A 22,250-nucleotide genomic window follows, 5' to 3' on the forward strand; every position below is an offset into this window, starting at 1 on the left:
TTAGATTAATTTAAGTTTATTGTGTGTTTTGTTGCCAAACATACTAATAAATGATTATAGCTATAACGATGATTTTTAAAAGAACTTATACTACAGCGCCGAAATGCTCAAAAACAAACTGGTTTATACTTTTAAATTGGGCATTAAGTTTAAGAAGGCCTGCGAGTTGGCAGTATATTTCTTTTTATCCAGTTTAAAATAAAATGCCCCTTTTTTCGATCCTGTTTTGTCTTTTTCGGCCAGTTTAATCAGCAAACCTGTTGAAGTAATTTTACGGCTAAAGTTCCGGGTATCGATTTTAGTATCGTTAACTTCTTCAAAAAGAATATGCAGTTGTGGGATGGTAAACTTTTTGGGCAGCATTTCAAACAAAATAGGGTGGAGCGATGCTTTATAGCGCAGCTTTTTCCGTGCATCAGCCACCATTTGGTTATGGTCGAAAATCAGCCTAGGACGTTCGTTAATCAAAAACCACTCTGCTTCATAGTCGTCATTTAACTGCGTTTCATATTTATGGATATCAATCAGTGCAAAATAACCTACCGATAAGGTGCGTTCTATCGGATCGCGCTTCGGCTCACCGTAAATTTGCATCTGTTCCAGGTAAACTCCTTCCAAACCAGTCATTTTTTTCAATACCCGGTTGGCCGCATCATCCGGACTTTCATCTGGCCCAACAAAGCCACCCATTAAACTCCATTTATTTATTTCAGGCTCCAGGCCCCTTTTAACCAATAAAATTTTAAGGTGTTCGCCATCAAAGCCAAATACAATACAATCAACAGCAACAAGGTAATGCTGCTGTCCTGAATATTCAATCATTTCTTAATTCATGTTTTGAACCGTTAATATGTTCAAATTTTCACGAATATAAAAATTATTATTAATTGTCGTTTTGACAATTAATAATAATTTTATAATTTGGCGGCGTAGATAAGTTGTGCTAATCAGGCTGACTGTTCTAACCAATTATATCAAACAAGATGAACCAGACATTCGAACTCGACAGTAATCCGCATACCCGCTTAAATATATTAACGGGCGAATGGATTTTAGTTTCGCCTCACCGTACCAAAAGACCCTGGCAAGGTAAGGTTGAAGATATTACACCTGATAACCGCCCCGAATACGATCCAAAATGCTATTTATGCCCGGGCAATGGCAGGGCAGATGGCGATAGCAATCCCGAGTATACCGAAAGCTTTGTTTTTAATAACGATTTTGCGGCATTGCTTGAAGATACACCTCAAAACGAGATGAACGAGAACGATTTACTCGTAGCCAATAACCAGAGAGGGCTTTGCAGGGTAATCAGTTTCAGCCCAAAACATAACCTTACCTTACCCGAAATGAGTGTTGAGGGCATAACGGCTGTAGTAAATGTTTGGCAAAATGAATTTAATAGCCTGGCCGAAAATGAATGGATCAAATACATCCAGATTTTCGAAAATAAAGGGGAAATAATGGGTTGCAGTAATCCACATCCACACGGACAGATTTGGTCGCAAAGCGATATTCCGCTCGAAATTGCCAAAGAGACCGAACGCCAGAAAACACATTATGCTATCCACAGGAGAAGTTTACTGGGCGATTATTTAAAACTGGAGCTGAAAAAGAATGAGCGTATCATTTTTGAAAATGATCATTTCGTTGTGCTGGTTCCGTTTTGGGCAGTTTGGCCTTACGAAACCATGATTATCAGTAAGCGTCATGTTAACAGCATCAAGTTATTTACGGAGTCAGAAAAGAAATCTCTGGCCGAAGGCATTAAAGTATTAACCACCAAATACGATAACCTGTTCGAAACCTCTTTTCCTTATTCAGCAGGGATGCACCAGGCACCTGTAAATAACGGGTATTATCCCGAATGGCACTGGCACATGCACTTTTATCCGCCATTGTTGCGCTCGGCAACAGTTAAGAAGTTTATGGTTGGTTACGAAATGCTGGCCAATCCGCAACGCGATATTACTGCCGAGTTTGCAGCAAGCAGGTTAAGAGGAATGTCGACCGAACACTATAAAAATATTAAGAAAGATTAAGGAGTGAATTCATGAACGCACAACATTTAAAAAGTACCTTTAAAAAGCTTTTCAATACCGAGCCTATTTTGGTTCGTTCGCCCGGAAGGATTAATATTATTGGCGAGCATACCGATTATAACGAAGGTTTTGTGATGCCTGCGGCCATTAATAAGGCTATTTATGTGGCCATATCGAAAAGAGATGATCACGAAATCCACTTGTTTTCAGAAAGCTATCAGGAATTTGATATTTCATCTGTTAACGATTTAAAGCAATCAGAAAATAGCTGGGCCAATTACATACTGGGTGTGGCCGATCAGTTAAAAGAGCGCGGTTACAAACTGGGCGGATTTAACTTTTACATTGATGGCGATGTGCCTTTGGGTGCCGGTTTATCTTCTTCTGCTGCGGTTGAGTGTGCCACAGGATTTGCCTTAGATCAGCTTTTCTCACTATCAGTACCTAAGATGGATCTTGCCCTGATTGCTCAAAAAGCCGAACAAACTTTTGCTGGCGTTAATTGTGGTATTATGGATCAGTTTGCATCGGTGTTTGGTAAAAAAGACCATGCTATGATGCTCGATTGCCGGTCGATGAAGCACATTTACATTCCTTTAAAACTGGATGGGTATAAACTTTTACTCTTAAATACGAATGTAAAACATGCCCTTTCTGATTCTGCTTACAACAAAAGAAGACAACAGTGCGAGCAGGGTGTAAGTTGGGTAAAGGAACACTATCCTAATGTTAACAGCTTGCGTGATGTAAATTTAGCTATGCTGGAGGAATTTGTGAAGCCAAAAGATGCCGAGGTTTACGCTAAATGCGGCTACGTAGTAGAAGAAATTGGTCGCCTGTTAAATGCAGCTGAGCAATTGGAAAACGGCAATTTAAAAAGTTTGGGTAAACTGATGTTCGAAACGCACGAAGGTTTGAGCGCAGCTTATGAAGTAAGTTGTAAAGAACTCGATTTCCTGGTTGATACGGTTAAACCATTAGATTACGTTTTAGGCGCAAGGATGATGGGCGGTGGTTTTGGTGGTTGCACCATCAATATTGTGAAAGAAGAAAATATCCCTGCCCTGATTGAGGAACTCTCTACTAAATATCAGATGCAGTTTGGACTTAAACTGGATGCTTATACCGTGCAAACTGATAACGGCACCAGCTTGTTTAGCTAAAACAAACCAAATATATAATTACCAATAATTGAATTAAGGGATAAGGCATTTAGTTTTATTCCTTTTTTTATGCCTGGCTTATTGCTCTTTTTCGTTTGCCAGTTTTTTTACCAGCCAGGGTAAACTTAATCCCTGGCCAATTAGCGTAAACAATACCACTGCTACCGAAATAAATATAATGGCATTACGCTGAGGAAAAGCACTTCCATCGGCAAGGGTGGCAGGTAAACCAATGGCAATGGCCAGCGAAACAATTCCCCGCATGCCCGACCAGCTGATGATAAGGCTGTTTTTAAAATCCAGCAATGCAGCTTCCGTAATCCGGTGTTTTCCTTTTTGAAATGCTTTTTGAAGGTTTATTTTTTGCAGAAAAACACGGGCCATCCTCAGCAGCAAAGCAACAATGGTAATCACCAGCGAGTAACCGATGTAAGGTAAAATATAGGCTTGATTGATGCTCTTGTACACATGAGGAAATTGCAGACCAATTAAAATAAAAATCAGTCCGTTTAAAAGGAAAATAATGATATCCCAGATGTTTTTAGATTGGTTTTTTAGCTGCTCGGGGAATACCTGGTTGCTAAACCTCGAAATCCCCAAACCTAAAATTACCACTGCAATAACCCCTGATACGTGAACTTCTTCAGCAATTAAATAAGTTACAAAAGGCATTAACAACATGAAACTTATGGTCGCCAAACGGTTATCATGAATTCTTTTGAGTATAAAAGCTAGAATTCTCGCCATTACCATTCCGGTTATAAAACCACCAGCCATTAAAATAGCGAACGATAACGATGCTTTCCAGAATACAAAAGCAGTTCCGGTTACGGCAGCTACTGCAAAGCGGTAGGCTACCAATGCCGACGCATCATTTACCAGGCTTTCACCCTCTAAAATTGTATTTGTTTTGTGCGATAGGCCAAGGTCTTTGGTAATACTCATGGCTGCAACTGCATCTGTAGCCGATAAAATAGCGCCTAATACAAAAGAAACTGGCCAGCTCATGCCCGGAATCATGTAGTGCGCTACCACTGCAATACCAATTGCGGTAATAAAAACCAAACCAATTGATAGCGTTGCAATGGTGTTAATGTTGGTTTTAAACTCTTTAAAGGAAATGTTAAAAGCAGCATCGTAGAGCAGCGGGGGGAGGAAGATTAAAAAAATAATTTCCGGATTAATATCAATTGGCCGTAAAGCCGGTATAAAACCAACCGCTATTCCTGCAATAATTAATAAAACCGGGTAGGGAATTTTAATATGGTCGGCAACTGATGAAAGGCCAATCATCACAACTAAAATAAATATAACGATGGTGTAATTTTCCATAGCAGGGCTTAACTGGCTTGCAAAATATGGCTTTGAAACTGATTTGCAAAAGTTACAGTCAAAAAACGTTGCGGAGCTTAGGAATATTTAAATGCAACGATTCCTTATTGCAAGGAAAAAGCAGCTATTGCCAGTAAGAAATTCAGTAAGGATATAGAAATGGTGATGCCATACTGTTCAGGTACAATTACAACACGGCTTAATGGTAGGCTAAACAGTTTAGGCTCTGAACAATAAAATTATCGCTGTAAACGTGGTCTTTTGGTTTTAAAAGGTTGGCTTGCTTTTGGCTTAACAGGTTGAGTTTTGTTTTCTTCCTCCGAAATTTTAACCGTTATGATATTGCCTTTAAACGATTCTCCATTTAGGGTAGAAACAATGTTTTTGGCATCTGCAAGACTAAAGATTTCTAAAAAAGCATAGCCTTTGCACTTTCCTGTAGCTCTATCGCGAACAACTTTAATTGTTTCCACTCTGCCATGAAGGCTAACAAAAATTGCCAGATCCATCTCTTGGATGTTGTCAGGGAGGCCACCTATAAAAATCTTAACCATTTGTACTGTTATTTTTCGAACATAGACCAAAACGATTCTCTATCCTGAGCTGTTCTTTTAGGTCTGCAAAATAAGTAAAATGACCCGTTTCCCCAAACTAATTGCTTAAAAACTGCTCGGTTTTAACATTATTTTATAATTGATACTGATAAATATTGGTGTAGAGTATTAGAAAATGTACATTCGTTATCTAATCATAAAAACCCGTCCTGCTATATGAGTCTCAATAAGTTAAAATCCTTATCTTTTATTGCTTTATTGCTGTTTTCTTCGCCTTTAGTACAAGCAAAAATTATTTTGCCTGCGGTATTTAGCGATAATATGGTTTTACAGCAAAAAACAAATGCTGCTATTTGGGGTAAGACCGATGCCGGCAAAGCTGTGAAAATAACCGTATCATGGAATAAAATTAATTACGGTGCCATTGCCGATGCTATTGGAAACTGGAAAATCAAAGTGGCTACACCGGCTTTTGGTGGGCCGTATACCATTACCATTTCTGATGGCGAAACGCTTGTGCTCAACAATGTTTTAATTGGCGATGTTTGGATTTGCTCAGGGCAATCGAATATGGAAATGCCATTAGCCGGCTGGGGTAAAATTTTAAACTATGAAAAAGAAATTGCCGATGCCAAATATCCCAATATCCGCTTATTACAGGCCGATCATATTACCAGCAATGTCCCGTTGAGCGATGCGAAGGTGGCCAATGGGGGCTGGCAGGAGTGCAACCCAAAATATGTTGCAGGATTTTCTTCTACGGCTTATTTCTTTGCCCGCCAGATTTACGAGAAAACTAAAATCCCAATCGGATTAATCCATACCTCATGGGGCGGTACCATTGCCGAAGCGTGGACCAGTGCCGAATCATTAAAAAAGATGCCCGATTTTGCTGCTGCTGTTGATAAAATTCAAAAATCGGTTAAAAATCCGTCGCCGCTTACTTACGAAGAAAAAGTTAAAAACTGGGTTAAAACCATTAATGAAAAAGATACTGGCTACGTAAACGGGGAAGCCAAATGGGCAGTTGCAGATGTAAATGGCTGGAAGAAAATGACCATTCCTACTTTATGGGAAGATGCTTCACTTAAAAATTTCGACGGTATTGTATGGTTTACCAAAAAAATAAACATACCAGAAAACTGGAAAAAAAATGGCACTAAACTTAATTTAGGCACTATTGATGATAACGATATCACTTTTGTAAATGGCGTAAAGGTTGGCGAAACCGAAGGCTACAATGTTGGACGTGTATACACTTTACCTGCCGATTTATTGAAAACAGGCGAAAACACTATTACCGTGCGCGTATTTGACAGCGGCGGTGGTGGTGGCATTTATGGCGAAACCAAAGATTTAAACCTGAACAATTCAAGCGGTGAGCAAATTGCTTTAACCGGCGACTGGAGCTATAAAGTTGGTCTCGATTTAAAAAAAGCAGAAGCCATGCCTTTCGAAGAAAATGGCCCGAACAGGCCTACGGTGCTTTATAATGCCATGATGCATCCTTACATTCAGTTTGCCATTAAAGGTGCTATTTGGTACCAGGGAGAAAGTAATGCCGACAGGGCTTATCAGTACCGTGAGTTGTTTTCAACCATGATTAAAGACTGGCGTCAAAAATGGGGGCAAGGCGATTTCCCTTTTTATTTTGTACAACTGGCTAATTTTATGCAGGCAGACCAGGTTCCTGTCGAGTCTGCCTGGGCCGAACTGCGCGAAGCCCAGCTAAAAACACTTGCGCTGCCCAATACAGGCATGGCTACCATTATCGATATAGGCGAAGCCAAAGATATTCACCCTAAAAACAAACAAGAGGTAGGTAGGAGGCTGGGATTGATTGCTTTAGCAAAAACCTATGGTCAGAAAATTAACTTTTCAGGACCGGTTTATCAATCGCAAAAAGCGGAAGGAAAACAAATTACATTAACTTTTAGTAATATCGGGAACGGACTTAAAGCCGGCGATGGAGCTGAACTTAAAGGTTTTGCTATTGCTGGTGCAGATAAGAAATTTTATTGGGCAAAGGCTGTAATAAAAGGAAACCAGGTGGTGGTAAGCAGCAGCGAAGTGACCAATCCGGTAGCTGTTCGTTATGCCTGGGGAAATAACCCTGTTTGCAATCTGGTTAGCAACGATGGTTTACCCGCTTCACCATTCAGAACCGATACCTGGCAGGGAATAACTTTTGGAAAGAAGTAACTTTTCGGTTTGCTGTAAATTTGTGCAATTTGTGTGTTTAAAAACGTGCAATTGAGGCAATTATTAAAGAGCCACATTTTTTTGTGGCTTACTTTATATTTTTACAGCATAACCGGAAATTATGCCAAATACTTTATCCGATCAGGAAACCATTCTCCTGATTGCTGATCTCGAAGAAAAATTACTTGATGGAGTTAAAAAAACGGATCTTGGAATATTAGATTTGTTATTTGCCGATGGAATGATTTTTCACGATCACTATGGCAATGTATTAGATAAAGAAATGGATATGGATTCCTATCGCAATGGCCTGGTTTCAATCCATAAAATCAACGTATCCAAGCGCGAGATACGTGTTTTCGACTCTATTGTTGTGGTTTCGGCCAGTCTTTTTATAAAAGGTAAATATGCCAATATACTGCTTAACGGTAAATATCAATGGCTAAGGGTATGGGCAAAGGTACAGGAAGACTGGAAAGTGATTTCGGCCAGCTGTACCAGCATTTCCATTTAATTAATGAGCTTAAAAAAAGAACGGGGAATAACCATTAAGGCTATCCCCCGATTCTAAATTAACGCTCTCTGGTACTAATATAGAACTAATCTCAACTTTCTCCAAAAACCTCGCACACTCCGGGCAACCAGGCAAAGCCTGATGCATCTGGACCTGGTTAATATCCGTGTTTAAGTGTAAACCCTACACCTGCAAGTTGTAAATGTTTTTTTCCATTCTGAATGAGTTTTATTGAAGAGGCTATCTGCAAAAGGAAAAGCTTTCGATCGGAATTATTTTTAAACAGCTTACTAAATCGTTTTAATATTCTGTCAAAATAATTATTTTTATAAAAAAATAGCTAACCAATTAACCGCTTTATGAAAAGAATAGTAAAACCACTTTTTTTCCTAGTTTCCTGTCTATCAATCCATACTTCGCAAGCACAAAGTTTAAACGAGTTTAATAAAGCACCTCTTAAGCAAGATGTTTATGTACAATTGCCAATAGGCAGTATTAAGGCTAAAGGGTGGTTGTTAAAGCAACTTGAGGAGCAGCGCGATGGTGCTACCGGAATGGCAGAAGAACTATATGCGGCAAAAGACGATTTGGGTAAGAATACCGATTGGTTGGGAGGCGATGGCAACAGCTGGGAGCGTGTACCATACTATGTTAAAGGTTTGGTGGCCTTAGCTTATACCCTTGATGATGCCGGCTTGAAAGCAAAAGCACAGAAATATATCGATTGGACATTAAATAGCCAGCAAGCCAATGGTTTGTTTGGGCCGGTTAAAATGAAAGACTGGTGGCCGCGTATGCCCATGATGTATGCTTTACAAAACTATTACGAAGCTACAACTGATAGCAGGGTAGTCCCTTTTTTAACTAAATACTTCAAATATCAGCTGGCCAATCTCGATGCCGAACCATTAAAAGAATGGGCAAAATCAAGAGCAGGAGATAATATGGAAATCGCCATCTGGCTTTATAACAAAACTGGCGATCAGGATTTACTAAAACTGGTAGAAAAACTGAAGCAACAGGCTTACCCATGGATTGACATTTACACCAACAATGGATTTTACTTTTATGGCGATGATTTCCAACCCAAACACATGGTTAATGTGGCCCAGGCGCTAAAGTTTCCGGTGGTTTATGCACAGTTTCACGATAGTCCGGCTAATACTGCTGCCTTTTCTAAAGGGATTGCGCATATCATGCACGATCATGGCCAACCAGAAGGTCTGGGCTCAGGAACAGAATTTCTGGCTGGTACAAGCAGCATCGAAGGAGTAGAAACTTGCACGGTAGTAGAGTGGATGCAAAGCCTGGAAACGGCTGCCAAAATTATCCACGAGGCTAACATTGGCGATCAGCTCGAAAAAGTGGCTTTTAATGCATTACCTGCACAGTTTAGCCGCGATTTTAAAAACCACTCTTATTATACTTTGCCCAACCAGGTTCAGAGTGTACATGGCGAACACGGTTTTAACCAGGATTATGGTTCGGGGATTATTTCAAGTCCATATTCGGGCTACGGCTGTTGTCGCTACAATATGCACATGGGCTGGCCTTATTATGTGAAAAACAGTGCTGTAGCAACTCCCGATAAAGGTATCGCCATTATAACCTACGGACCAATGGAAATAGAGACTTTCGTTAACGGGAACCAAAAAATAAAAATTACCGAAACTACTAATTATCCTTTCGAAGAACAGATTAATTTAAATGTGTCACTTTCATCCGCTGAAACTTTTCCACTGGTATTGCGGGTACCCACCTGGGCTTTAAAACCTGTAATTAAGTTAAACGGAAAGGTTTTAACTGGCGTAAAAGCAGGCGAGATGTTTAAAATCCAGCGCCAATGGCAAAATAACGATCAGCTTGAACTTAATTTCCCGATGGAAGTGGGCAGCGAGCAACAGGTAAATAACGCTGTAAGCATCACGCGTGGGCCAATCGTTTATGCCCTCGAAATTAAATCAGCGAATAAAGTAACCAAAACACATGCTGTTGCAGGTTTCACCGATTATGAAATCTGTCCCGAATCGCCCTGGAATTACGGATTATCACTAAACAATGGTAAACTGGCTAGCAACTTCAGGATTGTAAAATCAGCCATGACCGAAAATCCATTTATTGCATCTACTTCGCCGGTTAAATTAAAAGTGCAGGCCAAAAAGATTCCTTCCTGGGGCTTATCTTATCATAAAATGGCGGCCTTCGATGTACCTTTTAGTCCGGTACTTTCAACAGAGCCTGATGAAGAAGTAACTTTAGTGCCTTACGGATCGGAAAATATCCGTTTAAGTTGTTTCCCAGTAATCGGAACACCAAAAAAAACGACCAAAAGCCTGACCGAAAATTTTGATCAGGGTATGCCTGGTAACTGGGTGTTTTATGGTGGAGGCTGGTTTTGGAAAGATGGCCAGGTTAATGCCGCTTCAAATGCTGGCTCAGGTGGTTTTGGTATAAACGGATCTAAATATGTAGCCAATGGTACCGATTTTAAAGATTTTACCTATCAGGCCGATGTTAAGATCAATACTCTCGGCGATGCTGGTTTAATGTTCAGGGTTTCCGACCCGGCAATTGGTCCCGATGCTTACCAGGGTTATTACGTAGGTTTAGATCAGCCCAATGGCAACGTGATTTTTGGTAAAGCCAATGGCCAAAAGTGGGAACTGCTAAAAACCGAAAAATATCCGGTAGAAATGAATAAAATGTATACCTTAAAAGTAATTGCTAAAGCCGATAAATTTGATATTTTTGTTAACGGTGCTGCTAAACCGGTTCTTTCTGTAACCGATAGCCAGTACCAGTCGGGTAGTATTGGGTTGAGGACTTATAAAGCGTTGGCCAGTTTCGATTCGGTAAAGATTAACGCTTTTTAACATCCTTTAAATCCCATATATAACTTTGCGGCAAGAAATTTGTTAATGTAATTGCTATAAAACAATATAATTATGAAATTATACAAATCAATCCCAATAATGCTTTTTACTGTGGCACTTGCCGCAGGTTGTGTAAGTAATAAGAAATATGCAGAACTTCAGGATACTTACGCTAAGTTGAGAGAAAGAAACCAGGAGTTGAGTAATAAATACCAGGATAGCCAGCGCGAATTGAGCGGAAGCACCAGTAGGGTAAAAAGTTTAGAAGAACAGATCGCTTCAGAAAGGTCGAATGTTAAGGCTTTACAAGATGCCTTAAATAAATGTTTAAATTCGAGTAACCAGGGTAATGTAAATATCTCCAAACTGGTTGATGAGATTAACAGTTCGAATAAATACATTAAGCAGCTGGTGAATGCCAAAAATAAAAGCGATTCGCTTAATATGGTGTTAACTAACAATTTAACCCGTTCATTAAGCCGCGAAGAATTAGGGGATGTAGATGTTCAGGTGCTTAAAGGTGTGGTATATATATCGCTGGCTGATAATATGCTTTATAAATCAGGTAGTTATGAGGTTTCTGATAAAGCAGGCGAAACATTAAGTAAAATCGCTAAAATTATTAAAGATTACGATACCTACGATGTGCTGATTGAAGGTAATACCGATAACGTGCCTATTGCACAAACCAATATTCGCAACAACTGGGATTTAAGTGCCCTGCGTGCTTCATCTGTTGTACAGGTACTGCAAACCAAATACGCTGTCGATCCGAAAAGATTAACAGCAGGAGGACGCGGTGAGTTTAATCCGATTGCAGATAACAGTACGGCAGGAGGTAAAGCGAAGAACAGGCGTACCCAGATCATTATTACACCTAAATTAGATCAGTTTATGGATTTAATTGGTAAAGCTCCGGAGCAATCTCAGAAATAAATTCAGTTTTATAAAATCGATAAAGAGGCAGTCCATTTTTGGGCTGCCTCTTTTGTGTTACAAATTCACCGTAAACCTAATATTTTATTAATTTTGCGGCTCCTTATCAAAAGATCATGAGAAAACGAATTAGGAGGCATTATCGTACCGCAAAATATATAGTTTATAAAGAAACCTTAATTGATTTTAAAGAGCACCTCTGGACATTTATAGGCGCTTTTCTGGGGATTGCCATCATGGGGTTGCTCAATTCTAAATACTATACCGCTTACGATAATCTGTTTATAATTGGTTCTTTCGGCGCATCATCAGTGCTTATTTATGGTATTATTAATAGTCCGCTGGCACAACCACGTAATTTAATTGGCGGGCATGTAGTCTGTGCACTCGTAGGAGTAACCATTCACAAATTGATTCCCGGCGAACTCTGGCTGTCATCGGCACTTTCAGTGGCGCTATCTATTGTATTAATGCAGATTACCAAAACCCTGCATCCTCCGGGAGGGGCAACAGCATTGATTGCCAACATTGGCTCGCCAAAAATCCAGTCGTTAGGCTACCTGTATGTGCTTAGTCCGGTATTAACCGGCGCCTTAATTTTATTACTGGTGGCCATTTTCGTTAACAACAGAACTTCGCACAGAAGTTATCCTAATAATAAAAAATGGTATAGAGTGTGGCACAGGTATCGCCGTTAGGTCAATCTGTACGCCTAATTTTAGAAAAGTACACTGTTCAGTAACCTAAGAATTAGGCACTGAAAGGTTTTTCTTTTGCTGGCTTAAGTAAGCCGTTATTTGCTGTAAAGTAATACATCTGGTTGCTCTTACAGCAGATTTGAGTGCCTCCGAGGAAACACCCAGGCGGTTGGCCCAGTAATTTCGATCTGTTTCTTCCGACAATAAGATAATTTCGTCTTGAATACCAGTGGTTGGGTTGAGATTTTCCATGTTCGCGATAATTAATTTATAAAAACAGTAATAATCAGACTTTGATTTGCATTCGTTTTGGCGTCTTGCTTACACAACGTGCTGTATTCACCCTCGATCGGCACTTAATTGTGTAATCACACACCAATAAAATATAATTGAATACTCAACTGGACATGAATATTGAGCTCAGTTTATTAAGCTGCTTTGATGCGATAAAAGTAATTTATTTTATTGATAATAACAAGCTGTAAAGCAGTTAGTTAAAATATTTTTGGTAAAACGTTTTTCTAATCAGGTTAAATAAATTGCTGATTTTCAGGTGGTAATTTTATTTCTGAACAATGTTTTTAAACTAACCGTACATTTTGGTATTATTAATTCGTTTTAGTAAAAATAAAATAATCAGTACAACGTAAAGTTGTGCAATTTTTATGATTTATGTATTTTTAATGATACGTAAATTAACTATAATTGTTAATTATTTATTGAATTATTCTTTTTTAATGGGCGATAAGAGAAGGGGAGAGATTGTAGAGATTGATTTTGAACAGGGGCTGGGTACCATCATAGATGAAAACGGTCAGGATATTCAGTTTCAGTTAGATGAAATCTCCGATCAGGTTAATCTGAATGCTAAGGTGTTTTTCGAAATTGATTTAGGTCAAAGTGGTTTGGTCGCAATTAAAGTCGAATATGAAAAAGTCGGAATATCCGGCTGATTGTTTAATGCGTGTAAGATAATGTAACCTGTTCTTCTACCGGCAGGCTAAAATAAAACGTAGAACCTTTCCCGAATTTACTTTCTACCCATATTTTTCCCTCGTGCCTTTTGATAATTTCAGCGCAAATGTACAATCCAACGCCAAAGCCTGCAATTGTTTTGGTCACCGCGCTATCTACCCTGAAAAAACGATCGAAAAGTTTTGGTATATTATTTTCTTTAATCCCAATGCCCTCATCTTCTACACTAATAACTACCTGGGCGTCTATTGTTTCACATTTTATGGCAATTAAAGAATCTTTTTTAGAGTATTTGGCTGCATTGCCAATCAGATTACTGATTACATTGCCAATTTTTTCCATATCGGCATTTACAAATGTTTGTTCTAAGCCAATTACCTGTATAAAATGACTGGGTAGAACGAGTCTGTTTTCTTCAGCAATAGTTTTAATTAAGGCAATCATATCGAAATCGGTCTTGTTCAATAAAATCTTGCCCGATTCTAATAATGAAACATTAAGGAAGCCATCAATCATTAGCGACATTCTTTTTAATTGGAGATTTACCTTGTCAAGTGTTTCAATAGCGAAATCATGATTGGTTTCCTTTAGTTTATACTGCAAAAGCTGTACGTAGGCACTTAGCGATGTTAATGGAGTTTTAAGTTCGTGACTAACCATTCCGATAAAATCATTCTTTCTGATTTCATCCTGTTTATGTTCGGTAATGTCTAAAACTGCCCCAGCAATATACACGGGTTTTCCTTCCGCATTATAGTATGCTTTACCGGCAGTTCTTAGCCACTTGGTTTTGTTGGCAGAGCCTTTGATCTTAATCTGGTATTCTACATTAAAGGCTGTTCGGTTGTGCAGTGCTTTACGGATACTGCTCGAAAGGAATTCGATATCTTCTTCTGCAATTAACTCTTTGGCTTCTTCCAACCCCATGCGGTTATTTTCCAATTCATAAATTTGCTGTGCCCGCTCAGATAAAAGTACTTTTTTGCTTTCAAGGTCCACGTTCCACGAACCCATCTCCGAAGCATCCATGGCTAGTTTTAAGATGTCTTTTGCTTTTAAAAGCTCTTTCTTGAAATTTACTTCTTCGGTTATATCTTTAATGATAGCTAAAATCCGTGTAACCTCATTTTTGTCATTTTTCAGGGGTTGGTACAAGGCTACAAAGTACCCGTCAAATACCGCAGTCGAAATTTTTAACTCATTGATTGTTAATGGTGATCCGGTTTTGAAAATCTCTTTCACACGGTTTAATATCTGCCTTTGTTGAGCCAGTTCGGGGCGGGCCTGCTCCTGCGGAATCCCGATTACTTCTTTTCTTGTTTTTCCCCAAAGCTTTAAAATGTTATCGTTGGCATATTCAGTAACAAGATCAGTGCCTCTTAGCACGCACATGCCTAAGGGAGCCTGTTCAAAGAACCCCCTAAACCTGGTTTCGCTTTCTGACAGCTCAAACAAAATATGCTCCAGGTCATTTTCGTTAATCGGGACTTCTTTTAATGAGCAGATAATATATTCGACAGGCTGGCTGTTCTGTAGCACAGGAGAGAATTCCAGCTCCCACTTTACGTTCGGTGAATTAGAATAAATGGGGTGTATGACCAGGTTAATTTGTTTTTTTTGTTCACTTACCTGTTGTACCGCATTAATTAACAAATCTCTTTCCTCATCCGATAGAAGTGTTGGTATAATATCTACATCGTAAAATTTTAAATTTCCTCCAATACGTGCAATTAAGGCCCGGTAAGCATCGTTATGTTCTATAACAACCAGTAAAGGCTTAATTTTAAAAATAATTATTGGGTTATGAGCATGTTTTAATAAGGCTTTTAGCAGGGATGAGGTTAAGTCTATCATAATTTGATTCACGCTTATCCAAATATAACCGTTAACCAGCTAATCACCAACCAATTTATATCAATAGCATCATATTATCATTAAATGTGCTTCTAGTAGCAGGGAAAACATGTTTTTCTCATTGACAAATGTTTTTTTAAGGTTCTTTTTTTACTTTTTTTATTGAAATGATCTTTCGAACAAACAATTTTTATCGATATGTGTTTCATGAAGGGTCGGTGATATGTTGTATATCTCTCACGCGGCAACAATAACATTTAGTTAAGCTAATGAATCCCGAAAAAAAATATACTTTAAATAAGTGGGGGATCTTTAATGGATTTTCGCCATTGATTACAGTCTTTAGGTCATACCATGATTTAACTCCCGAAATAGAGTACTTTATTAATCAGCATACTTTTCCCGTTATTTTTAAAAAGAATAAGTTTATCTCTTCACCCTTGCACCGCAACGAATATGCATATCTCATTGTTAAAGGTGTTGTGCGGGGGTATTTGAAAGATGACAAAAAGGAATTTACAACCTGGATTGCTAAAGAGGGCGAGCTGATTGGCAGCTCATACAGTTTCGGCAATTGGAACAAATCTATTGAAGAATATATTCAGGCTTTAGAAGAAGTGGAGGCTGTTGCTATACCTTACGATATTTATGTACAGCTATACGATATTGATCATATTACCAATTATATCGGACGAAAAATTATCCAGCTCCATTACTTTCAGTCATGCGAAAGGGCATTGATTTCAAGATTGCAAACTGCCGAAAAGAAATACATCCGTTTTATGCAATCTTATCCAGGTTTGGTAAGTAGGGTAGGCTTAAAATATATTGCCTCTTTTCTTGGCATTCGCATAGAAACACTAAGCCGGATCAGATCCAGATTAATAATAAGTACTACTGTTACAACTTAGGCTATTTACTGTTAATTAAGGCTTCATTTTGGTGTTATTTTAAAGTAAAAAAAATGTAAAGAAAACAAAGTAAATCCTTGACTCATTTTTTAGTTGTAGCGCTATATTTCTCTAAATCGACTAATTTGTAATACACATTATTTGAATTTTAAGCCCTAAATGAGTGATTTTTAAGGTTGAAAATGATTTTTGTGTATTTTTTTATAAAATTATTGTATTAATAATCAGCTTGTTATGTTTTATTTTTAATTAAAGAACGTCATTTATACGATTTAACATTTCTTGCTTACATTTTTTTAAAAATTTATATATATTTGTTCTTACCCTTTCGAGGGTATGTTTTTCATAGGTAGATGTAGGGTCAGAACATTGTTCTGGCCCTTTTTTATTTTTAATCAATTCAGAAAACCTACTTTTGTTTTATGGTTAAAAAGAAAGTGATAGTGGCGGTTACAGGTGCCAGTGGTTCGGTTTATGCTAAAGTGTTGTTCGGTGAGTTCTTAAAACTGAAAGAGCAGATTAGTGCGGTAGGAGTGGTAATGAGCGATAACGCAAAAAAGGTTTGGGAATACGAGCTTGGAAATCAGGATTACAAACATTTTGCTGATTTTAAATTTTACAGTAAAAATGATTTTAATGCGCCCTTTGCTTCTGGTTCGGCAAAGTACGATACCATGATAATTGTACCCTGCTCAATGGGTACCCTGGGCCGCATTGCGCATGGCATTTCTAACGACTTAATTACGAGGGCTGCTGATGTAATTCTGAAAGAACGCAGGAAACTGATTGCAGTAGTACGCGATACACCTTTTAGTTTAATCCACATCAACAACATGAAAACTGTGACCGAAGCCGGTGGAATTATTTGTCCAGCAAACCCATCGTTCTACAGTTTACCCAAAACAATTGAAGAAGTTGCCGGTACGGTAATTAGCCGGGTTTTGGATTTGGCAGGCTTCGAGCAGGAAAGTTACCGCTGGCAGGAAAAGTAGTTGGCAGTTTGCTAAACTTTAAATATTTTTGACTGATTTAAACCAACATTCATGAAACTATTTTTACGCTCTTGCTTATGCTGCGCATCGTTATGTGCTTTTTTTTTCCAGTGTTAGCGCACAGGATTTTCTGATTACTTCAAAAAATGATACCCTAAGAGGAGAAATTAAGAAGCAATTTATTAGCTTTTACAGATTCAAACCAGAGGGGGCAACTAATTTTAATAAAATTAAGATTAATGAAACTAAAGAATTTTATAAAGCTGAAAAGGAGATTAACTATCTGATTAAACTACGTCCGGAAAAAAGAAGCCCTGATTTTTTACAAAGATTAGTTAGGGGTAAAATTGATTTGTTTGAGTATTACAGGCAGACTGGGAATAATAAGGTTGATATTGTTTGGTATGCTAGTAAAGAAAATGGAGAATTGCTGGAGGTAAAAAGCAATCACGTCTTTGGCGCACGAAGTGAACGCAAAGATAAGTTGTATAGCCTAATCGGTGATAAGCCTGAATTGCTCGAAAAGTTTAAGAAAGATGATAGTTACAGTTTTGATGCTGTAAAAGAATGCATCAAATCATATAATGCAAATTAAATCAATCAATTCCAATGTTTAAGCCTGTTTTTATGCTAGCCATCCTGCTAGCATCTGGTATATTCCTATCAGGATGCGAAAAAAGAGCATGTCCGGAAGGGATGCATGAGCAGCGATTGAAAGATGGTGCTACGATATGTGTTCCAAATAATTTATAGTCTGTATTTTGTCAGTTATTTATTCTCAAATATATTGTCTCGAATCTAATCTCTAAAAATAGTATCTTTGCAGCCTCAATGAAAAAGGTCGCATTTTATACATTAGGTTGTAAACTCAATTTCTCTGAAACCTCTACAATCGGTCGTTTATTTACCGATGCAGGTTATGCTGTTGTAGAATTTCAGGATCAGGCCGATGTTTATGTGATTAATACATGCTCTGTTACCGACCATGCGGATAAAAAATGCCGTAAGGTAGTTAAAGAGGCTTTAAAATATTCGCCAAATGCTTTTGTAACCATTGTGGGTTGCTACGCACAGTTAAAACCACAGGAAATTGCCGAAATAGAAGGTGTTGACATGGTTTTGGGCGCTGCTGAAAAATTCAGGATTGTTGAGTATATCAGCAATTTAACCAAACAGCCTAAAGCGGTGGTGTACCAGCAAAATATCGAAAAGGTAAACCACAATTTTATTGCTTCTTATTCGATTGGCGATAGAACCCGTACCTTTTTAAAAGTGCAGGATGGTTGCGATTACCCGTGTACTTATTGTACCATTCCCCTGGCTCGTGGCGCAAGCCGTAGCGATACCATTGAAAATGTGGTTAACCGTGCCAAAATGATTGCCGAAAGTGGTGTAAAAGAAATTGTGTTAACAGGAGTAAATCTTGGCGATTTTGGTATCCGCAATGGCGAACGTGAAGATAAATTCTTTGATCTGGTAAAGGCCCTTGATAAAGTTGAAGGCATTGAAAGGATTCGGATATCATCTATCGAACCCAATTTGTTAAGCAATGAAATTATTGAGTTTGTGGCTACATCGAAAAGGTTTGTGCCGCATTTTCATATTCCTTTGCAATCGGGCTCTGATAAAATCCTGGGCTTAATGCGCCGTCGTTACCGCAGGGATTTATATGTGGAGCGGGTAGCCAAAATTAAAGAAGTAATGCCACATTGCTGTATCGGTGTTGATGTAATTGTGGGCTTCCCTGGCGAAACCAAAGAAGATTTCTTAGATACTTACCAGTTTTTAAACGGATTGGATATTTCTTACCTGCATGTATTTACCTATTCGGAGCGCGAACTAACCGCTGCCGCCGAAATGAAAGGTGTAGTTGCAGGCAGCGAACGAAACGAACGCAGTAAAATGCTTCATATCCTCTCTGATAAAAAACGCAGAGCTTTCTACGAATCGCAGGTTGGCAGTGATGCCGAAGTACTTTTCGAAGCCGATCAAAAATCGGGCTACATGCATGGTTTTACCAAAAACTATGTAAAAGTACGTGCCAAATACGATCCTGTTATGGTTAATGAATTAAAAGCGGTTAAACTTGTAGCCATTACTGCCGATGGGGAAGTGGAAGTAGCCGAACTGGAAACCACCTACGCGCATCATTAAGAAAGTCAGAAGCCCGGCGTCTGAAGCCTGATTGTATATTCTTTTGTATACCTGCTGGAGTTTGTAATCTGTCTTTTTCCATTACAAGGATCGTCATTTCAAGCGGAGCACAGCGTAATCGAGAACCACGCAGTGTTCAGCGAAGCTAAATCTTTTAACTTTAATCTTTGGTTTTTGAGCTTTCTCTTTTAGTCTATAAGCTTTAGTCTTTATCCTTTCACCTTTAGTCTTTCTTTCCTATCTTCGCAACAAATAATTTGTATGTTTCCTACCGTTTCACATTTCTTAGAGTACTTATTCGGAATTAACCTGCCGCTTCCTTTTAACACTTTTGGTGTTTTTGTAGCACTTGCATTTGTAGCTGGCTATTGGGCATTTACAAAAGAGCTTAAACGCAAAGAAGCCTTAGGCATTCTGCAGCCCATCAAAAAAACAATTGTAGTAGGTAAACCTGCCACTACTACCGAGCTGATTATGAATGGTCTTTTTGGCTTTGTAATTGGCTATAAACTGGTTTACGCATTTTTAAACTATAAGCTTTTTGTAAATGATGCACAGTCGGTCTTAATGTCGGCTAAAGGAAATATTATTGGTGGATTATTTTTTGCCGGCTTATTTGCTTATTGGGATTATACCGAGAAAAACAAGCACAAGTTAGATAAACCCAAAGAAACCCAGGTTACCATTCATCCATACCAAATAATGAGCAACCTGATAGTTTGGGCGGCCATTTGGGGTTTTTTAGGAGCTAAATTCTTTGATAATTTAGAGTATTGGGATGATTTTGTACAACACCCTATCGAAAGGCTTTTATCATTTAGTGGTTTAACCTTTTACGGAGGCTTAATTTGTGGTGGTGCTGCGGTATTAATTATCGCCAGAAGAAACGGCATTAAACCTTTGCATATGCTTGATGTAGGTGGACCAGGAATGATGCTGGCCTATGCTGTAGGTCGTATTGGCTGCCATATGGCTGGCGATGGCGACTGGGGCATTGTTAATGCAAATCCGAAACCCTTTTCGTGGCTGCCAGATTGGTTATGGTCTTACAAATACCCAAACAATGTGGTAGGTGAGGGTATTCCGATTCCAGGTTGCGGACCGGGTAAATTTTGCAACGAGCTGGCCCAAGGAGTATATCCAACTCCAATTTACGAAGTAATTATCTGTTTAATACTCTTTGCTTTTCTATGGAGCATCAGAGATAAAATAAAAGCACCAGGTTTAATGTTTGGTATATACATGATATTAAACGGTCTTGAACGTTTCTGTATTGAATTAATCCGCGTAAACTCAAAATACCATGTATTTGGTTTATCGTTTACACAGGCCGAAATGATTTCTACCTTTCTGGTTGTAGGTGGTATAGCTTTAAGTGCTTATGCCCTAAGAAACAAGAATAAACTGGCTTAAATTACTTTCTTTTAAATTCATTTTATACCCAACAACCCATTGCGGTTTTTGTTCAACAGTTATGAATTACGAATTAATATGCAATAAGGTGATCGCTATTGTAAGGCTTACCGGAAATTTTATCCGTAAAGAAGCCATGCAGTTCGATGCAAAAAAAATTGAATACAAAGGTTTAAATGATATGGTTTCTTATGTAGATAAAACTGCAGAACAGAAACTGGTTCAGAACCTCGAAAAACTGATTCCCGATGCTGGTTTTATCACCGAAGAAAAAACGATTAGCAGGGTAGGTAAAACCTATACCTGGATTATCGATCCGTTGGATGGAACTACTAATTTTATTCACGGCATTCCCGCTTACGGGATTAGTGTAGCGCTGTACGAAGATGGCTTACCTGTTGTAGGGGTTGTTTATGAACTGAACAGAGCCGAAATGTTTTATTCTTTTAAAGGTGGTAATGCTTTTTTAAATAAGAAAGAAATTAACGTGTCGGTTAACCCCGATTTAAAATCTAGTTTATTAGCTACAGGTTTTCCTTATTACCAATTCGATAATCAAGAGAAGTATTTGAAATTATTGGCCGAAATGATGCAGAAAAGCCATGGTGTTCGCCGAATTGGTGCCGCTGCGATAGATTTGGTGTACACGGCCTGTGGGCGCTTTGATGCCTTTTTTGAATACAACCTGCAACAATGGGATTTTGCAGCTGGCTGTTTCATTGTGCAACAGGCAGGTGGCGAAGTTTTCGATTTTTCGGGCGGTGACAATTACTTTGAAAAGAGAGAAATTCTGGCTACCAACGGCAAATTAACAGCAGAAATGCTGGAAGCCATTAAAAGGCATTTTTAGTAATTTACTCACCATCGTCAGCCTGAATTTATTTCAGCGTCTCATACGAATTAAAGAGATGCCAAATAAATCTTATAGCTACCAGATCAGCAAGACCTGAAATTTTAAATCTGCTACTAAATCCTTGCTATCTGCGAGAAATAATAGCTGTCTTTAAAATAGCTTAAAAACAAAAGAGGGTTCACTAATTAGCGAACCCTCTTTGTTTATGTATAATGAAAAATGCACAAATTTAAAGCGCTTCCGAAACCACTTCGGTTACTTCAGGTACCATGCGTTGTAACAGGTTCTGGATACCCGATTTAAGTGTAATAGTAGAAGACGGACAACCACTACACGAGCCACGTAATTCTACAGTAACCACACCTTCATCAAATGATTTATAGGTAATGGCACCGCCATCCTGCTCAACCGCCGGGCGCACGTAGTCATGTAAAATCTGCTGGATTTTAATTTCAGTTTCTGTACCCTCAAAAGTTGGTACTTCATCAGCAGTTGCTTCTTTAATTTTTAATTCAGATTCAACAGCTCCCTTGACAAACTCTTTTAAAATGGCTTCAATATCTGCCCATTCTGCGTCGTCTGTTTTGGTAACCGTAACAAAGTTACTGGCGAAAAAAACACCAGAAACAAAGCTGAATTTAAATAACTCCTTGGCAAATGGCGAGTGTTCTGCACTTTCTTTAGTGGCAAAATCTTCGCTACCATTTATTAATAGCTTATTTACCATGAATTTCATGGTTGCCGGGTTTGGAGTTTGTTCTGTATATACGTTAATCGTCATGTC

20 protein-coding genes are annotated in these 22,250 nt (G+C 38.6%); 14 read left to right on the top strand and 6 right to left on the bottom strand.

The window, feature by feature from the left end:
- Positions 1–123: 123 nt before the first annotated feature.
- Positions 124–822, bottom strand: coding sequence for an NUDIX domain-containing protein (locus G7074_RS20575; protein ID WP_124559273.1), 699 nt, complete (start codon positions 820–822; stop codon positions 124–126).
- 161 nt (positions 823–983) lie between these two features.
- Here G7074_RS20575 and G7074_RS20580 point away from each other — a divergent pair, with 161 nt between their 5' ends.
- The gene (locus G7074_RS20580) at positions 984–2,042 is read left to right on the top strand and encodes a UDP-glucose--hexose-1-phosphate uridylyltransferase (RefSeq protein ID WP_124559272.1); all 1,059 of its coding nucleotides are present in this window, start codon (positions 984–986) and stop codon (positions 2,040–2,042) included.
- Between the two features lie 11 nt (positions 2,043–2,053).
- Positions 2,054–3,205: a galactokinase gene (locus tag G7074_RS20585; RefSeq protein ID WP_124559271.1), complete on the top strand. Its 1,152-nt coding sequence runs from the start codon at positions 2,054–2,056 to the stop codon at positions 3,203–3,205.
- Between the two features lie 78 nt (positions 3,206–3,283).
- Here G7074_RS20585 and G7074_RS20590 read toward each other — a convergent pair whose 3' ends face one another.
- Together G7074_RS20590 and G7074_RS20595 are read right to left on the bottom strand one after the other, a co-directional pair.
- The gene (locus tag G7074_RS20590; protein WP_124559270.1) at positions 3,284–4,537 is read right to left on the bottom strand and encodes a Na+/H+ antiporter; all 1,254 of its coding nucleotides are present in this window, start codon (positions 4,535–4,537) and stop codon (positions 3,284–3,286) included.
- Between the two features lie 239 nt (positions 4,538–4,776).
- A complete protein-coding gene (locus G7074_RS20595) occupies positions 4,777–5,091 on the bottom strand; it encodes an RNA-binding protein (RefSeq protein ID WP_233603833.1) in 315 nt (104 codons plus the stop codon).
- A gap of 216 nt (positions 5,092–5,307) precedes the next feature.
- On the opposite strand from G7074_RS20595, the gene G7074_RS20600 reads away from it, so the two are divergent.
- The 5 genes from G7074_RS20600 to G7074_RS20620 all read left to right on the top strand — a co-directional run bounded on the left by G7074_RS20600 (position 5,308) and on the right by G7074_RS20620 (position 12,314).
- Positions 5,308–7,293 (top strand): sialate O-acetylesterase, encoded by a 1,986-nt coding sequence (locus tag G7074_RS20600; protein ID WP_166211060.1) that lies wholly within the window; start codon positions 5,308–5,310, stop codon positions 7,291–7,293.
- A 121-nt stretch (positions 7,294–7,414) separates the two neighbouring features.
- Positions 7,415–7,807 (top strand): nuclear transport factor 2 family protein, encoded by a 393-nt coding sequence (locus tag G7074_RS20605; protein WP_124559267.1) that lies wholly within the window; start codon positions 7,415–7,417, stop codon positions 7,805–7,807.
- A 359-nt stretch (positions 7,808–8,166) separates the two neighbouring features.
- Entirely contained in the window at positions 8,167–10,680 is a 2,514-nt protein-coding gene (locus G7074_RS20610; protein WP_166211063.1) for a beta-L-arabinofuranosidase domain-containing protein, read from the top strand.
- Between the two features lie 72 nt (positions 10,681–10,752).
- A complete protein-coding gene (locus tag G7074_RS20615; RefSeq protein WP_124559265.1) occupies positions 10,753–11,616 on the top strand; it encodes an OmpA family protein in 864 nt (287 codons plus the stop codon).
- A gap of 116 nt (positions 11,617–11,732) precedes the next feature.
- A complete protein-coding gene (locus G7074_RS20620) occupies positions 11,733–12,314 on the top strand; it encodes an HPP family protein (RefSeq protein ID WP_124559264.1) in 582 nt (193 codons plus the stop codon).
- 45 nt (positions 12,315–12,359) lie between these two features.
- On the opposite strand, the gene G7074_RS20625 is transcribed toward G7074_RS20620, so the two are convergent.
- The gene (locus G7074_RS20625; RefSeq protein WP_124559263.1) at positions 12,360–12,566 is read right to left on the bottom strand and encodes a DUF3606 domain-containing protein; all 207 of its coding nucleotides are present in this window, start codon (positions 12,564–12,566) and stop codon (positions 12,360–12,362) included.
- A 431-nt stretch (positions 12,567–12,997) separates the two neighbouring features.
- On the opposite strand from G7074_RS20625, the gene G7074_RS20630 reads away from it, so the two are divergent.
- Positions 12,998–13,267 carry a hypothetical protein gene (locus tag G7074_RS20630; protein WP_124559262.1) on the top strand — a complete coding sequence of 90 codons (270 nt, stop codon included), beginning with the start codon at positions 12,998–13,000 and terminating at the stop codon, positions 13,265–13,267.
- Between the two features lie 4 nt (positions 13,268–13,271).
- On the opposite strand, the gene G7074_RS20635 is transcribed toward G7074_RS20630, so the two are convergent.
- Positions 13,272–15,143 (bottom strand): ATP-binding protein, encoded by a 1,872-nt coding sequence (locus G7074_RS20635; RefSeq protein WP_124559261.1) that lies wholly within the window; start codon positions 15,141–15,143, stop codon positions 13,272–13,274.
- 269 nt (positions 15,144–15,412) lie between these two features.
- On the opposite strand from G7074_RS20635, the gene G7074_RS20640 reads away from it, so the two are divergent.
- The 6 genes from G7074_RS20640 (at position 15,413) to G7074_RS20665 (ending at position 21,463) form a co-directional block, all read left to right on the top strand.
- Complete coding sequence (locus G7074_RS20640) at positions 15,413–16,054, top strand: Crp/Fnr family transcriptional regulator (RefSeq protein ID WP_124559260.1); 642 nt, start codon at positions 15,413–15,415, stop codon at positions 16,052–16,054.
- 422 nt (positions 16,055–16,476) lie between these two features.
- Complete coding sequence (locus G7074_RS20645) at positions 16,477–17,046, top strand: UbiX family flavin prenyltransferase (RefSeq protein ID WP_124559259.1); 570 nt, start codon at positions 16,477–16,479, stop codon at positions 17,044–17,046.
- Positions 17,047–17,140: 94 nt separating this feature from the next.
- Positions 17,141–17,641 carry a hypothetical protein gene (locus G7074_RS20650; protein ID WP_166211066.1) on the top strand — a complete coding sequence of 167 codons (501 nt, stop codon included), beginning with the start codon at positions 17,141–17,143 and terminating at the stop codon, positions 17,639–17,641.
- Between the two features lie 236 nt (positions 17,642–17,877).
- Positions 17,878–19,200, top strand: a complete 1,323-nt coding sequence (mtaB, locus tag G7074_RS20655) for a tRNA (N(6)-L-threonylcarbamoyladenosine(37)-C(2))-methylthiotransferase MtaB (protein WP_124559257.1) — start codon at positions 17,878–17,880, stop codon at positions 19,198–19,200.
- A 261-nt stretch (positions 19,201–19,461) separates the two neighbouring features.
- Positions 19,462–20,613: a prolipoprotein diacylglyceryl transferase gene (locus tag G7074_RS20660; RefSeq protein ID WP_124559256.1), complete on the top strand. Its 1,152-nt coding sequence runs from the start codon at positions 19,462–19,464 to the stop codon at positions 20,611–20,613.
- Positions 20,614–20,674: 61 nt separating this feature from the next.
- The gene (locus tag G7074_RS20665) at positions 20,675–21,463 is read left to right on the top strand and encodes an inositol monophosphatase family protein (RefSeq protein ID WP_124559255.1); all 789 of its coding nucleotides are present in this window, start codon (positions 20,675–20,677) and stop codon (positions 21,461–21,463) included.
- Positions 21,464–21,695: 232 nt separating this feature from the next.
- On the opposite strand, the gene G7074_RS20670 is transcribed toward G7074_RS20665, so the two are convergent.
- The gene (locus tag G7074_RS20670) at positions 21,696–22,247 is read right to left on the bottom strand and encodes a NifU family protein (RefSeq protein WP_124559254.1); all 552 of its coding nucleotides are present in this window, start codon (positions 22,245–22,247) and stop codon (positions 21,696–21,698) included.
- Between the last annotated feature and the right edge of the window lie 3 nt (positions 22,248–22,250).

The sequence above is a fragment of the Pedobacter sp. HDW13 genome (genome assembly GCF_011303555.1).
In the GTDB taxonomy this organism is placed as follows: Bacteria; Bacteroidota; Bacteroidia; order Sphingobacteriales; family Sphingobacteriaceae; genus Pedobacter.